1 protein-coding gene is annotated in these 1,248 nt (G+C 70.4%); it reads left to right on the top strand.

Annotated elements, in window-relative coordinates; translation table 11 throughout:
• Positions 1–70: 70 nt before the first annotated feature.
• Positions 71–1,248: DUF1501 domain-containing protein (locus tag JMF90_RS37610; RefSeq protein WP_201326396.1), on the top strand; the 1,178-nt coding region annotated here is incomplete at its 3' end.

The raw sequence follows: 1,248 nt of genomic DNA, 5'->3' as shown, positions 1-1,248 counted from the left end.
TGATGCGAACGACGACGAAGCGGACAGTCGCCGCGGCCAACGCGCCGGGCGGCGAACCAGAGGATGTGCGATGAACCGACGTGATTTTCTGACGCTGACGGGCGCCGCGGCGGCGGCCGGTGTGTCGATGTGGCAAGCGCCCGCGATGGCGGCCGCCGCGACGCAGGCGGGGCGCAAGGCCGCGGCCGGGTATGCGAACGTGCTGATCCTCGTCGAGCTGAAGGGCGGCAACGACGGCCTCAACACGGTGGTGCCGTATGCCGACCCGCTGTACTACCAGTTCCGGCGCAGCATCGGCATCAAGCGCGAGCAGGTGCTGCAGCTCGACGCGCAGACGGGGCTGCACCCGTCGCTCGCGCCGCTGATGCCGCTGTGGCGCGACGGACAGGTCGCGATCGTGCAGGGTGTCGGCTATCCGCAGCCGAACCTGTCGCATTTCCGTTCGATCGAGATCTGGGACACCGCATCGCGCTCGGATCAGTACCTGCACGAAGGCTGGCTCACGCGCACGTTCGCGCAGGCGCCCGTGCCGCCCGGTTTCGCCGCGGACGGCGTCGTGCTCGGCAGCGCCGAGATGGGACCGCTGTCGAACGGCGCGCGCGCGATCGCACTCGTCAATCCCGCGCAGTTCATCCGCGCGGCCCGGCTCGCCGAGCCGTCGTCGCTGCGCGAGCAGAACCCGGCGCTCGCGCACATCATCGACGTCGAGAACGACATCGTGAAGGCGGCCGACCGGCTGCGCCCGCGCGGCGGGATGCGGGAATTCAGGACGGCCTTTCCGGCTGGCGCGTTCGGCACGTCGGTCAAGACCGCGATGCAGGTGCTGGCCGCGTGCGAAGCGTCCGGGCCCGGCGCGCAGGATGGGGTCGCGGTGCTGCGCCTGACGCTCAACGGTTTCGACACACACCAGAACCAGCCGGGGCAGCAGGCCGCGCTGCTCAAGCAGTTCGCGGAAGGGATGAGCGCGATGCGCGCGGCGTTGATCGAACTCGGGCGCTGGAACGAGACGCTCGTGATGACGTATGCGGAATTCGGGCGGCGCGTGCGCGAGAACCAGAGCAACGGCACCGATCACGGCACGGCCGCGCCGCATTTCGTGATGGGCGGCCGCGTGTCGGGCGGACTGTACGGCGCGCCGCCGGCGCTCGGGCGGCTCGACGGCAACGGCAACCTGCCGGTCGCGGTCGATTTTCGCCAGCTTTACGCGACCGTGCTTGGGTCCTGGTGGGGGCTCGATGCGACGCGCGT

It is taken from the genome of Burkholderia sp. E168m23 (genome assembly GCF_016586125.1).
Lineage (GTDB): Bacteria > Pseudomonadota > Gammaproteobacteria > Burkholderiales > Burkholderiaceae > Burkholderia > Burkholderia orbicola.
Note: the sequence above shows the minus strand (reverse complement) of the source record. Positions and strands in the feature narration are given on the sequence as shown.